Annotated in this window: 14 protein-coding genes and 1 tRNA gene; 6 read left to right on the forward strand and 9 right to left on the reverse strand. The window is 65.9% G+C overall.

The window, feature by feature from the left end; genetic code table 11:
- The first annotated feature begins 25 nt into the window (after positions 1 to 25).
- Complete coding sequence (locus EF294_RS08395; protein WP_123928111.1) at positions 26 to 424, forward strand: YchJ family protein; 399 nt, start codon at positions 26 to 28, stop codon at positions 422 to 424.
- A gap of 14 nt (positions 425 to 438) precedes the next feature.
- On the opposite strand, the gene pcaC is transcribed toward EF294_RS08395, so the two are convergent.
- The 4 genes from pcaC to pcaH are packed head-to-tail and all read right to left on the reverse strand — an operon-like array spanning position 439 to position 3361.
- Complete coding sequence (gene pcaC / locus EF294_RS08400; protein ID WP_123928115.1) at positions 439 to 822, reverse strand: 4-carboxymuconolactone decarboxylase; 384 nt, start codon at positions 820 to 822, stop codon at positions 439 to 441.
- Positions 819 to 2024 carry a lyase family protein gene (locus tag EF294_RS08405; protein WP_123928117.1) on the reverse strand — a complete coding sequence of 402 codons (1206 nt, stop codon included), beginning with the start codon at positions 2022 to 2024 and terminating at the stop codon, positions 819 to 821. Before EF294_RS08405 ends, pcaC begins: the two co-directional genes overlap by 4 nt.
- Positions 2025 to 2027: 3 nt before the next feature.
- Positions 2028 to 2579 carry a protocatechuate 3,4-dioxygenase subunit alpha gene (gene pcaG / locus EF294_RS08410; protein WP_123928120.1) on the reverse strand — a complete coding sequence of 184 codons (552 nt, stop codon included), beginning with the start codon at positions 2577 to 2579 and terminating at the stop codon, positions 2028 to 2030.
- On the reverse strand, positions 2579 to 3361 hold the full coding sequence (gene pcaH, locus EF294_RS08415) for a protocatechuate 3,4-dioxygenase subunit beta (RefSeq protein ID WP_123928123.1): 783 nt from the start codon (positions 3359 to 3361) through the stop codon (positions 2579 to 2581). Before pcaH ends, pcaG begins: the two co-directional genes overlap by 1 nt.
- Before the next feature lie 82 nt (positions 3362 to 3443).
- Here pcaH and EF294_RS08420 point away from each other — a divergent pair, with 82 nt between their 5' ends.
- Both EF294_RS08420 and EF294_RS08425 read left to right on the forward strand, forming a co-directional pair.
- Entirely contained in the window at positions 3444 to 4196 is a 753-nt protein-coding gene (locus EF294_RS08420; RefSeq protein ID WP_123928126.1) for an IclR family transcriptional regulator, read from the forward strand.
- Positions 4197 to 4314: 118 nt separating this feature from the next.
- Positions 4315 to 4704, forward strand: coding sequence for a hypothetical protein (locus EF294_RS08425; protein ID WP_123928129.1), 390 nt, complete (start codon positions 4315 to 4317; stop codon positions 4702 to 4704).
- Positions 4705 to 4957: 253 nt separating this feature from the next.
- On the opposite strand, the gene EF294_RS08430 is transcribed toward EF294_RS08425, so the two are convergent.
- A complete protein-coding gene (locus EF294_RS08430; RefSeq protein ID WP_123928132.1) occupies positions 4958 to 5590 on the reverse strand; it encodes a DUF2461 domain-containing protein in 633 nt (210 codons plus the stop codon).
- Positions 5591 to 5931: 341 nt separating this feature from the next.
- Positions 5932 to 6180 carry a hypothetical protein gene (locus tag EF294_RS21990; RefSeq protein WP_246007754.1) on the reverse strand — a complete coding sequence of 83 codons (249 nt, stop codon included), beginning with the start codon at positions 6178 to 6180 and terminating at the stop codon, positions 5932 to 5934.
- A 57-nt stretch (positions 6181 to 6237) separates the two neighbouring features.
- Between EF294_RS21990 and EF294_RS21995 the strand changes: the two genes are divergently transcribed.
- A complete protein-coding gene (locus EF294_RS21995) occupies positions 6238 to 6561 on the forward strand; it encodes a hypothetical protein (protein ID WP_246007755.1) in 324 nt (107 codons plus the stop codon).
- Here the strand turns inward: EF294_RS21995 and EF294_RS08440 are convergent.
- Together EF294_RS08440 and EF294_RS08445 are read right to left on the reverse strand one after the other, a co-directional pair.
- Positions 6531 to 8567, reverse strand: a complete 2037-nt coding sequence (locus tag EF294_RS08440) for an amidase (RefSeq protein WP_185090992.1) — start codon at positions 8565 to 8567, stop codon at positions 6531 to 6533. The two genes, EF294_RS21995 and EF294_RS08440, sit on opposite strands and share 31 nt — an antisense overlap.
- Positions 8567 to 9598: an agmatine deiminase family protein gene (locus EF294_RS08445; RefSeq protein WP_123928137.1), complete on the reverse strand. Its 1032-nt coding sequence runs from the start codon at positions 9596 to 9598 to the stop codon at positions 8567 to 8569. Before EF294_RS08445 ends, EF294_RS08440 begins: the two co-directional genes overlap by 1 nt.
- A gap of 216 nt (positions 9599 to 9814) precedes the next feature.
- Here EF294_RS08445 and EF294_RS08450 point away from each other — a divergent pair, with 216 nt between their 5' ends.
- A complete protein-coding gene (locus EF294_RS08450) occupies positions 9815 to 10453 on the forward strand; it encodes a TetR/AcrR family transcriptional regulator (RefSeq protein WP_123928141.1) in 639 nt (212 codons plus the stop codon).
- A 418-nt stretch (positions 10454 to 10871) separates the two neighbouring features.
- Here the strand turns inward: EF294_RS08450 and EF294_RS08455 are convergent.
- Positions 10872 to 10948, reverse strand: a tRNA-Leu gene (locus EF294_RS08455).
- 144 nt (positions 10949 to 11092) lie between these two features.
- Between EF294_RS08455 and EF294_RS08460 the strand changes: the two genes are divergently transcribed.
- On the forward strand, positions 11093 to 11719 hold the full coding sequence (locus EF294_RS08460) for an ANTAR domain-containing response regulator (RefSeq protein WP_123928144.1): 627 nt from the start codon (positions 11093 to 11095) through the stop codon (positions 11717 to 11719).
- Positions 11720 to 11799 lie beyond the last annotated feature (80 nt).

The following is an 11799-nucleotide window of genomic DNA, read 5'->3' on the forward strand; positions in this document are numbered from 1 at the left end:
CGACCGGACAGATACGCTGGCACATATGCATGTGGTGTCCTCCGATGACCGATGCCCGTGTACCTCCGGGCTGATCTTTGGCGAATGCTGTGGACCGCTTCTCGAGGGTCGGCGGCGCGCGCCGACCGCTCAGGCGTTGATGCGTTCACGATTCTCCGCGTTCGCCGTTGGCGACCGGGAGTACCTGCTGGCCACGTGGCATCGGCGCACGCGCCCCGGCGATCTCGAACTCGACGACGAGATCGACTGGTATCGCCTCGACGTCACCGAGACCTCCGGAGGTGGTCTGTTCGACGATGCCGGAGAGGTGGCCTTCGTCGCCCACCACCGAACCGACGGAGTGCGCCGGACGATGTCCGAACACAGCCGCTTCGTGCGCGAGGACGGCCGTTGGTTCTACCTCGACGCGCTCGGTGTGAGGTGATCGGTCGTGGGGATTCAGATCTCCTCGGAGAGCACGGTCGAGGCGATGCGGAATGCCGAATTGGCATCGGGCACCCCGCAATAGATGGCGCTCTGCAGGATGACCTCCTTGATCTCGTCGATCGTGAGTCCGTTGCGGCGGGCGGCGCGGATGTGCATGGCGAGTTCTTCGTGGTGGCCGCGCGCGATCAACGCCGTCAGTGTGATCATCGATCGGCTGCGCCGGTCCAGTCCCGGTCTCGTCCAGACCGTTCCCCAGGCATAACGGGTGATGAACTGCTGGAACTCCTCGGTGAGGTCGGTGATGGCGGCGGTCGCCCGGTCGACGTGCGTGTCGCCGAGAACCTCACGGCGGACCGTCATTCCGGCCTCGTAGGGATCGGTGTACGGATCGGTCACGAATGGGCTCCTTCGAGATAGCGGTGCGCGCGCGTCACGACGTCGTCGACCAGGATGTCGGTGGCGCCGAGATAGTCCGGCGACGCCGCATGTCCGGCCAGTCGTGACATCGTTTCCTGCTCGGTCAGAATGCCTTGGGCCGAGACGAGATTGGCGGCGGCGCGGTCGGGGTGAAACCGTAAACCGGTGAGCAATTGCGCGGCGTGGGCGCCGGCGGTGACGGTGAGACGGCTCAACGTGCGCAGCGTCGACCACTCGGCGTGCCAACCCCCGTCGGAGCGTTCGTCGAGGCTCGCCGCCGACGCGGCATGCAGGGTCGCGGCGAGACCCGGTGCGACCAGCGCGGCCCGTCGGAGCAACACGGTGAGGACGGGATTGTTCTTGTGCGGCATCGTCGATGACCCGCCACCGCCGCCTTCGGTGAACTCGCCGATCTCGGGTCGGCCGGCGATCGCCAGATCACCTGCGAGGTGCCCCCATGCGTCGCAGCAGGTCACCAGCGCGTCACCGATGCGGGTGGTGGTGGCGCGCGTGGTATGCCACGGCGTCGAGGCCGCCAGACCGAGGGTGCCTGCCGTTGCTCTCACCAGTGCCCGCGCGGCTTGCGCCGATCCGGTCAATTCGACTGGTGCTGCGAGAGTGCCTGCGGCGCCGCCGATCTGGACGGGAATCGGAGGGAGGGCGTCGAGGGTGTCGGCGGCGTCGAGGAGGGCGGTGAGCCATACTCCGAACTTGCGTCCCGCGGTGCCCGGCAGTGCCGGCTGAGTCAGTGTGCGCGTCAGCAGGGGAGCATCACGATGGGCGTTGATCAATGCCTGTAGCGCCCCGACCTGCGTCCGCAGATGGTCCTCGATGCGGCGCAGTACGTCTCGCGCACACATCATGAGTGCCGTGTCGAGGGTGTCCTGACTGGTGAGTCCCCGGTGCAGCCACTGTGCGGCGGTGTCGCCGGCGCGCGAGCGCAACAACGACACCAAGCCGCTGACGGGGTTGCCGTCGGCCTCGGCGTCCACGGCGATGGCCGTGAGATCGTCCGTGCTGACGAGTGGACGGAGGTCTGCTGCGGCGTCCGCGGGTGCCACACCGTGGCTGACAAGTGCTCTCAGCCAGGCGTTCTCGACCTCGATGAGGGCACGCAAGAGCGCTTCCTCGCTCATCAGGTCGCCTGCGCGGTGAGCGCCCGGCCAAAACAGATCACTCAACGTCTACTGTCCCGGGTAGTGGAGGAAGACGGTCTCGTCGGCGCCCTGTAAGCGCAGGTCGAAACGGAATCCGTCGCCGTCGGCCGTCGCGATCAGGGTGGCGCGTCGATCCTCGGGCACACCGGCCAGGAATGGATCGGCCTCGGTGAGTGAACCTGGCAGGTAGGCGCGGGTGAACAGCCGATGCAGCAGGCCGCGACCGAACACGGTGATCAGGAAGTATGGCGCGGCGCCCTCGATCGGTCCGGGTGGGACTGTGCTGAAAGAATATTCGCCGGCGTCATCGGTGGCGCAGCGTCCCCAACCGGTGAAGGTCCACCCGTCTCGGCGAAGCGATCCGGGTCGCTGCACCACGGTGCCGTCGGCATCGGCCTGCCAGAGTTCGAGTAGCACGTCCGGGACCGGTTGGCCGTGGCCGTCGGTGACGATTCCGTGCAAGCGGATCGAGCCGGGGGAGCGTGGCGGCACCAGCTCATTGTCACCTTCGAAGGGCAGTGCGTACCCGTAGAACGGTCCGACGGTCTGGGCGGGTGTGGGCGGCAGCAGGGCGGTCATCAGTTCTCCTCGTTGTCGAGCGGGGTGCGATTGCTGCCGGTGAGCACAATGTCCCAACGGTAACCGGTGGACCATTCGTGACTGGTCACGTCGTGATCGTAGGCGGCGACGAGCCGTTCGCGTGCCTTCGCGTCGACTATCGACTGGTAGATCGGGTCGAAGGGGAACAGCGGGTCGCCCGGGAAGTACATCTGGGTGATCATCCGCTGCGTGAAGTCGGTTCCGAAGAGCGAGAAGTGGATGTGCGCGGGCCGCCACGCATTGTGGTGGTTCTTCCACGGATAGGGGCCGGGTTTGATCGTAGTGAAGCGGTAGTTCCCGCTCTCGTCGGTCAGGCATCGCCCGACGCCGGTGAAGTTGGGGTCGATCGGCGCGTGGTGCTGGTCCCGTTTATGGATATAGCGCCCGGCCGAGTTCGCCTGCCAGATTTCTACGAGTTGGCGACGCACCGGTCGGCCCTGACCGTCGAGGACTCGACCGGTCACCACGATGCGCTCACCGATCGGCTCGCCGCGATGCGCGATCGTGAGATCGGCTTCGAGCGTGTGGACATCACGTTCCCCGAACACCGGCGAGCACAGCTCGAGGGTCTCCGGATCGGCGTGGTGTGGGTCCTTGGTCGGATGGCGCAGCAGGCTGCTGCGATAGGGCGGATAGTCCAGACGAGGCTGGGTTTCCTCGATGCCGGCGTGCTGATATGCGGTCTCGATGGCGGTGATCTCACCGCTGATCTCCCGCTGGCTGGCCGACGCGCTGTCGGGGTTGGTGTTCAGGGCTGTCATGTGGCTCACAGTAGGGCCGTCTGCGTGAGCTGGAAAAGAGTAGACTTCCGCTGAGCGGAAAAGGTATGTCGTAAGGAGTCTTATGGCCGGCAACACCTCGATCGCCGGGGCCACTGTCACCTCACGCGTCCTAGCGATCATCGGGGCGTTCGACGAGCGCCACCGAGTGCTCACGCTCAGCGAACTCGCCCGGCGGTCGAAGTTGCCGGTGGCGACCACGCACCGACTCGCGGCCGAACTCGTCGCCGGAGACGCGCTGGCACGCCGTCCCGACGGCCGGTTCGTGGTCGGTCGACTCCTGTGGGAGGCAGGTCTGCGTGCGCCGATCACGGGCCGACTCAAGCAGGTCGCGGAGCCGTTCCTGCACGACGTCTACGCGGCGACGCTGGCGACCGTGCACCTCGCGGTTCGCGATGGCGCCCAGGTGCTCTACGTGGAGCGGATGGCCGGGCGTGCCTCGGTGCCGATCGTCAGCACCGTCGGCAGCCGGCTTCCGTTGCACTGCACCGGCGTCGGCAAGGTGCTGTTGGCGCACGCGCCGGATGATATTGCCGCAGAATCGATGTCGAACCTGGTGCGGATCACCCCGCACACGATTACCTCGCCAGAGGTCCTCGCACGTCAACTGGAGGACATCCGGGCAAGTGGATACGCCACCACCAGCGAGGAGATGTCGCCAGGAGCCTGCTCGCTGGCCGTGCCGGTGGTGCCGGCCAGTGATCGGACGTCGGTGGTCGCGGCCATCGGGGTCGTGGTACCCACGCTCAAACGGGATCGCAGTCGGCTGCTCGCGGCGCTGCAGGTTGCCGCGAGCGGTGTCGGGCGGCAGCTGTGATCGCCGGCAACGACGAGCGTCGTGCGGACTGCTGTCACACGGGACCGATACCCGCTACGTGCCTATGCCGCACCATGACAGGGTGACCTCGACGGCAGAGGTGCGGCAGTGACTGACGATGGTACCGATACCCGGCATCGCCGAGCTGCTCGTCATCATTGTGCTTGCCCGGTCGGGCCGTTGCGGGTACCACCGCGTGCCCGTCGTCGGGCCGCGTATCAGGTTTCGTTCATGGTGGCTGCCCGTCGGCGTGATGCTCGCCGTTGTCGTGGTCCTGCCCCAAACGGCGGCGAAGTGGGCACGTGCGCCCATCCGACGGCGGCTGCTCGTCGCCGGATCGATGGTCACCATCGGCTCCAACCGCCGCGATCGCGCTGCCGGTGCTACCCGTCGGCCCGGTGCGAACCGTCAACCCGCTCAACTGGGAACGCAGCAAGCAGGTGGCGCGGCCGGAGTTCGCCGCCGCGGTCGACAGCGTGTGGTCGGCGAGCCCCGCCGATCGGCGTGAGCGCGCCGCGGTGGTGACCGCGAACTACGGGGAGGTCGGTGCGCTCGAACGCCTCGATCCGGGATGTCGGTGTGTTTGGGACACCTGGGCTGCTCCGACTGGGGCCCGCGCCGTCCGGTGGGCGGACCGGCCGGTCCTGCTGATCGATCACCTCGACCACAAGGAGGTGCGGCGTCGGCATCGGGCGATGCGACCCGCCGCACGGGACATGGTCGCAGGTGTGGCTGTACTTCCGACACACCCGAGGGTCTCTCTACGCATTGCCGTGTCGCAGAATCCATTCGATCAAGGGCGTGGTGGTTCTCCAGTCGACCCGAATGCGGTCGACGAGGTCGGCGGTATGGATGACCGGATCGAATCCGTAGTCCCGCATGACCGTGATCGTCTTGTGTCGCAGTAGACCGATCCGCGGATGATCCCGATCGAATCCCCGCGGCGCGGTCTTGAGTGTGTCGCCGCCGACTTCCCAGCCGGCGTCGGACAACTCATCGACGATTCGCTCCAGCTCGGATCCGGTGCGCTCGTTGACGATCGCGGCGCGGATGGCGGCGAGCCGGTCGGCCGCGGTGTCGTAAATACCCGCGCCGACCCGGACGCCGGGCGCACCGATCTGCACGTAGTACCCGGTGGCCGGCGCAACCGCGACGTATGCGCCCTGATGGGTCTTGTAGGGCGACTTGTCCTTGGCGAAGCGCACATCGCGATACGGCCGGAACAGTGTGGCCTCGCCGAATTCCTCGGCGAGGTCGGCAGTCAGCGCAACCATAGGTTCGGCCACTGCGGAGGAATACGTGGCCTTATGCGCCGTCCAGAACGACTTCGTGTTGTCGATCTCGAGATCGTCGTAGAAGTCCAACGCAGCCTCGGGAAAACCGGTGAAACCCATCAAGTCAGTCTAGGCGGCCGATCCGGGTAGCGATCGTTACCGCCGAGCGAGGTGGTCTGTGTTGTCGAGACAATCCCGCAACCACGTCGGAGGCGACTGTTCGCTCGCGTCGCCGAGAGGGCGGGTGGGGTGGTTCGCGGTGGACAGTGGACAGACCGTCGGACTCGTCCGCTGCGTCGTCGCGCAGGGTCGGTTCCAGTGCACCCCATGGCGCTCTGGCGGCTACTCGATATCGGCTGTGCACGAGCGATCCCGGCCACGGTCCTGACTTCGATGTCGGGAACCGTACTTTGCGATCCGCCTACCTCTGGCGACATCGTCGACACATCACCCGCCCGATCTCACCCCTGGTTACACCGTCGTCGGTATGGCTTGTTCAGTGCGAAGAGCAGTGTGCATGCCGAGGTGGACGACTCGTGCTCGAAGAACGTAGTGGCACCGCCATGGAAAAGCTGCGCACCTTCGCCGCCATCGTGACCTCGTTCCTGGGTGCAGAAGTGTTGATCGTGTCCGTCGGGAAACTGCCGGAGAGGTTCACGATCGATGACGTCGTCGGTCCACGGTGGCATCGGATTGCAGTAGGTGCTCATGGCCGGGGTGTTCCTGGCCGAACATCCTAACACCGTTGGCTACCCGTCGATCTCGTTGTGGTAGAGGACGTTGGTTCGCTGACCGTCGTCGCACTTGGCGTCATCCCCGCCTATCTGTTGTCCCTCGCGACGAAAAGCGCAGGGCTGCTTCGCATTGCGTCCGAGGTGGAGAAGCAGGGACTCGGCCGCACCGAGTTTCCCGCCACGCCGTGTCCCGAGGGCATACCGGTCACAGTCATGCGCACCACCGAAGAGTTACTTGTCGCCACCGACGAGGTCAAATACATGTTCGGTCCCATCGACTCCTACGACGGAGCATCTGGGTTGTTCCCCTGCGGCCCGATCTCTCGTCAGCCGGCCGGTTCGGTGACGATCCGGTAGTCAGCGGTGGTTGCGCCGTGCTCGGCCGTCACGACCACCAAGACCAGCGTGCCATAGGGGTCACGCCACGACGAGTGGGTCCGGCGAAGTTCGGCGGTCGGCACTTGTGTTGTCGCCGTGAACGAGTGGTCGTCGCGGCCGACCTCCACCGCCGAGCCGTCGACGAAAATTTGCACCATCGGGGCATCGGTGCATCCGGTGATCTCGATGATGGTGACGTCGCCATCGCCGCGAGCCGTTGCGGTCATCGCGAGTTCGGGGGCAGCACCAGCGGCGAGGGTTCCCGGCCGGGTGAGTGTGGGCAGTTCGGGGGTTCGCGGTGGCGCCGTGCGCCGATGGGTCCGGTGCTCGAATGCCCACCCGTAGGCGAGCAGTGCGTTGTCGGTGTAGGCCCGCCCGGCGAATGTCAGGTTCACTGGCATGCCAATGTCGCTCATCGTCCCCATGGTGAGGTTGACCGTCGGAATGCCGTAATGCCTGATCATGGTGTTGCCCGTCGACACCCACACCCCGTTGGCCATGGCGCGATTGTGAGCCTGTGGGTCGGTGTCGGCATCGGCGGCCCCGACGTCGAGAGCCGACGGGAACACCAGTGCATCAAGGCCCAGCTCGTCGAGCCAGTCCTCGAAGTCGTTGCGGCGCAGTCTTTCCAGGCCCCGAACGCCCTCGGCGAGGTTGGGGATCTCGGTGAGCGGGGCGATGCCCTGCGCTGCGCGGTGGGGGTACTCGCTGATGTCGAGGTTGTAGCGCGCGTAGTAGCCGTCGAGCGGGTCGGGGATCGCACCGTCGGGTAGCGGGAAGATCAGCTCGCCCTTGACGTTTTCGAGGCGGTGCAGCGTCGGATCGCCGGTTGCCTGCAAGAAGTCATCCCACGCCCAGATGGTGAGATCCCACATCTCGGCGTCAAAGAAGCCGGTTGGCAGGATGCCCCGAGCGTAGCCGTCCTGGGCGCCGGGACGGTCGAGTTCGTAATTGGTCAGCGCCGGGAAGTCGACGTCGACCACTGTGGCGCCCGCGGCCTCGAGGTCGGCGCGAGCACGCTCCCATAACTGCATCACCGACGGCCGCGGGGTGATCGGCCAACCGGCCTGATCGTCCTGGCCGAGAATGATGCGAGGTGCGCCGAAACGTTTGCCGTGCAACGCATCCCTATCGCGCAGGTCGAGGTAGGAGGCGGGTCGAATTTGTGATGCGGCGGGTAGGCTCACCCACGGCTGGGTGCGCCAGAAGTCGCCGCGGGTCTGAGGATCGTCAGCGACGAGCACATCGAGTAGCGCCAGCATGTCATCCATCGTGCGGGTATGCGGCACCACCACGTCCATGGTCGGTGTCAGCGGCCAGTTACCGCGCACCGAGATGACACCCCGGGAGGGGGTATAGGCGGCCAGCGCGTTGTTGGACGCCGGGGACCGCCCGCTCGACCAGGTTTCCTCGCCGAGGCCGAAGGCCGCCATGCTCGCCGCCGTCGACACGCCCGATCCGTTCGAGGACCCGGAGAGATATGCCGCCGCGAGATAGTTGCCGTTGTAGGGACTTTCGGCACGGCCGTACACGCCGCGTTGCATTCCTCCGTTGGCCATCGGTGGCATGTTGGTCAGGCCCATGCAGATCGCTCCGGCAGCGCGAAGCCGCTCGATGGTGAAGGCGTCGTTGCCCGCGATCAGATTCTCGAAGGCAGGAGATCCTGCCGCCACCGATAGTCCCGCAACTCGGTAGCTGTCCTTGGCGGTGTAGGGAATCCCATCGAACGGACCGAGTATCTCCCCGCGAGAACGCCGTTCGTCGGAGGCGCGGGCCTCGTCGAACATCCTCGGATTGAGCACCGGGATCGCGTTGAGTGTGGTGCCGTGGCGGTCGTAATGCGCGATGCGGTTGAGGTAGGCGGCGACCAGCTCGACGGCGGTCACCTGGCCCTGCGCGAGTGCCTGGCTCAGCTCGGCGATCGACGTCTCCACCACCGGCGGAGTCTGTGCAGGGGGAGCGTTCTCCGGGCGGCGGCTGGTCATCACAGCTCCACGACGGCGGGCTGTTGCTGGGTGATGCAGTGGATCCCGCCGCCACGCGCCAGGATCTCCCGCGCGTCGATGGTCACCACGCGCCGTCCGGGGTACACGGCGGCGAGGATCTCGGCGGCGCGCTCGTCGGCGGCGGGCTCGCCGTAGCCGCAGGCGATCACGCCGTCATTGACGACGAGATGGTTGATGTAGCTGTAGTCGACGAAGCCGGTCTCGTCGCGAATCGTCTCGGGGGCGGGCAGGTCGACGATGTTCCATCGGCGCCCCGCGGCATCGGTGGTCCCGGCGAGGAAGTCACGGAGCTCGCGCATCACGGCGTGGTCGGGGTGTTCGGGGTTGGGCTGCTGGTGCAGGAGCAGCGTTCCGGGGGAGGGTATGGTCGCGACCATGTCGATATGCCCGCGGGTGCCGAAGCGCTCGTAGTCGCGGGTCAGTCCGCGCGGCAGCCAGATGACCTTCTGCGCGCCCAGTGTGCGGGCAAGTTCGGCTTCGACGGTTTCCTTGGTCGCGTAAGGGTTTCGGCCGGGATCGAGCTGGACGGTCTCGGTGATCAGGACGGTGCCCTCGCCGTCGACGTGGATCGCGCCGCCTTCCTGGACGAGCATGGAGCTGATGACCGGCACTCCCGCGGCCTCGGCGACGACGCGTCCGATGCGGCGGTCGTTGTCCCATTCGGCCCACTCCTGGGCGCCCCAGCCGTTGAAGGTCCAGTCCACCGCGGCCAGGTGGCCCGCACCGTCGGTGACGAAGGTCGGGCCGATGTCGCGCATCCAGGCGTCGTCGAGTTCAGCCTCGATGATGTCGATGCCGGCAGTGAGCATCGTGTGGGCGCGGGTGGTTTCGGTCGGGTCGACGACCACCGTCACCGGTTCGAACTCGGAGACCGTGTTGGCCACCGTACTCCAAGCGGTATAGGCGGTTTCGGCGTCGGCGGGGCTCTCGGCGAGGGTGGTGTTGGCCCTCGGGAAGGCCATCCACACGCGGTCGTGCCGTGCGGTCTCGGCTGGCATGGTCCACGACACCTGATGTTCCCCTTGCTGTCAGATATTGATCTGATGGTCAATAACTGGCGAGAGTACGGGCCTGTTGCGCTGTATGTCAAGGGTTTCGTCCATTATTGATAGACGGATCAATATCCGGGTTCGTGATCATCTACCGTGTACTGGTGGTGATCTTGCGACAGCGTATGGAGGTTCTCGACGCCCCGCCTTGGCGACTCCGGCCGGACCGGAGTCCGTATGAGTAGGTCGTCGAGTGCGGTCCGACCGCGCGCCGCGCGCAAGTCGCCCGAGGAGCGCGCGCAGGAGATCCGTTCGGCTGCATGTGAACTCGCCCGCAGTGACGGCCTCCCAGCGCTGACCCTGCGGTCGGTGGCCGCCCGGATCGGCGTCGCCCCGGCGCTCGTGGCCCATTACGAGCCGAGTATGGACGAGCTCGTCGCCGCCACCTTCACCACCGTGACCACCGCGGAGGTCGAGGAGATCGCCGAACTACTTGCCGAAGCGCCGTCGGCCACCGACAAACTACGTCGACTCGTCGCGACACTGTTGGAACCCTCTCGGGACGACGTGACCACGGTGTGGGCCGATGCCTTCAGTCTGGGCCGCACCAACGACTCACTCGCCGCTGCGGTGCGCGCGGTGATGGACACCTGGCGGTCGCTCGTTGTCGGGGTGATCGAGGAGGGCGTCGCGTCGGGGGAGTTCACCACCGATGAGCCGGCGGATGTGGCGTGGCAATTCCTCGGCATGGTCGACGGTGTCAACGCGCACGCCCTGGTGCACTACGCCGGCACACCCGACCGCGGGCGCCTGGTATGTCGCGCCCTGGAGAACGAGCTCGGTCTTGCTCACGGCACTCTGCGAACCTCGAGCTGAATGCCTTCGGGGACAATCGAATAGGTGCGCTCGTGTGCTGCCGGGCGTGGATGGTGTTCGACAAGTGGCCAGGGCAAGTAACGAGGGACGCCGAGGTCGCCAACTGGACTTGGGCAACATCGTCGGGATTCCGCTGCGGCTGTATCGACGTCGTCAACTGAGGGCGGATGTTGTGGCCACCGTCAGCACGGTGGAGACGAGAAGACCGATCCACGGATGTCGTGTGAGCTTCGCGTTCGACCATTCCGCTGATCGGCTGTGTGGTGCGAGTCGATGCCTACCAACCAGCGATTCCTTCGAGAGAGTAGTGAGCTCACTATTGACTGGCCGCAAGGCCCACTCTATTCACCCACTGCGGAAAGGTCTGGCGCGTGAGCGTTGTTCTCGCCGCGAAGATCGGTGATCAACAGCGTTTTCCTGGTGCCCTCGGGGGGAGTCGAACCCCCAACACACGGGTTTTGAATCCGTTGCCTCTGCCAATTGGGCTACGAGGGCATGCAACTGCGTTGAGCTGCGGGACCAGTCTAGTAGATCGGCCGAGTAGCGATTCAACCGGTACGCTTCCCCTCATCGTCCGTCGTGCGCGATGGGCGTGGCCTGGGTGTTCACGCAGGTCGAGCGCGCGAGGTGGAGGAGGGGATGGTGACGGTGGCGGACAGTGCGTCGGTAACGCCGGACGGAACGCAGGTGGGCCACAAGGTTCTCGTGGCCGAGGACGACTCGCTGATCCGGATGGACCTCATCGAGATGTTGCGCGAAGAGGGCTACGACGTCGTCGGTGAGGCACCCAATGGTCAGGCGGCCGTCGAGTTGACCGAACAGCTCGCCCCCGATCTGGTGATCATGGACATCAAGATGCCCGTCCGGGACGGAATCGATGCGGCCGGCGAGATCGCGAGCAAGCGTCTGGCCCCGGTGGTCATGCTCACCGCGTTCAGTCAGCGCGACTTCATCGAGAAGGCCCGCGAGGCCGGAGCGATGGCCTATCTGGTGAAGCCCTTCACCAAGGCGGATCTCGTGCCCGCCATCGAGGTGGCGGTCAGCCGGTATCAGGAACTTCGCGAACTCGAGAACGAGGTAGCGTCGATGGCCGATCGTCTCGAGACCCGAAAACTCGTCGAGCGGGCCAAAGGCTTGCTGATGGAGAAGCAGACGTTGTCCGAACCTGAGGCGTTCAAGTGGATCCAGCGCGCCGCGATGGATCGCCGTACCACGATGAAGGCCGTCGCGCAGGTCGTGGTGGAGACACTCGGTCCGCAGGAGTGACCTCGACGGGTCGTTCGTTAAATCTCTGAAACAAGCTTGATGCGCATCTGCGCGGTTTCGCTCGGTTAGCCCGCGCAGGT

The sequence above is a fragment of the Gordonia oryzae genome, assembly GCF_003797185.1.
GTDB classification, from domain to species: Bacteria; Actinomycetota; Actinomycetes; order Mycobacteriales; family Mycobacteriaceae; genus Gordonia; species Gordonia oryzae.

What these genes read in the sequence shown, in the direction of transcription:
- EF294_RS08395 (WP_123928111.1), top strand. Translation starts at nt 26, where the DNA reads ATGCATGTGGTGTCCTCCGATGACCGATGCCCGTGTACCTCCGGGCTG.
- pcaG (WP_123928120.1), bottom strand. Translation starts at nt 2,579, where the DNA reads ATGACCGCCCTGCTGCCGCCCACACCCGCCCAGACCGTCGGACCGTTC.
- pcaH (WP_123928123.1), bottom strand. Translation starts at nt 3,361, where the DNA reads ATGACAGCCCTGAACACCAACCCCGACAGCGCGTCGGCCAGCCAGCGG.
- EF294_RS08420 (WP_123928126.1), top strand. Translation starts at nt 3,444, where the DNA reads ATGGCCGGCAACACCTCGATCGCCGGGGCCACTGTCACCTCACGCGTC.
- EF294_RS08425 (WP_123928129.1), top strand. Translation starts at nt 4,315, where the DNA reads ATGGTACCGATACCCGGCATCGCCGAGCTGCTCGTCATCATTGTGCTT.
- EF294_RS08430 (WP_123928132.1), bottom strand. Translation starts at nt 5,590, where the DNA reads ATGGGTTTCACCGGTTTTCCCGAGGCTGCGTTGGACTTCTACGACGAT.
- EF294_RS21990 (WP_246007754.1), bottom strand. Translation starts at nt 6,180, where the DNA reads ATGAGCACCTACTGCAATCCGATGCCACCGTGGACCGACGACGTCATC.
- EF294_RS08440 (WP_185090992.1), bottom strand. Translation starts at nt 8,567, where the DNA reads ATGACCAGCCGCCGCCCGGAGAACGCTCCCCCTGCACAGACTCCGCCG.
- EF294_RS08450 (WP_123928141.1), top strand. Translation starts at nt 9,815, where the DNA reads ATGAGTAGGTCGTCGAGTGCGGTCCGACCGCGCGCCGCGCGCAAGTCG.
- EF294_RS08460 (WP_123928144.1), top strand. Translation starts at nt 11,093, where the DNA reads ATGGTGACGGTGGCGGACAGTGCGTCGGTAACGCCGGACGGAACGCAG.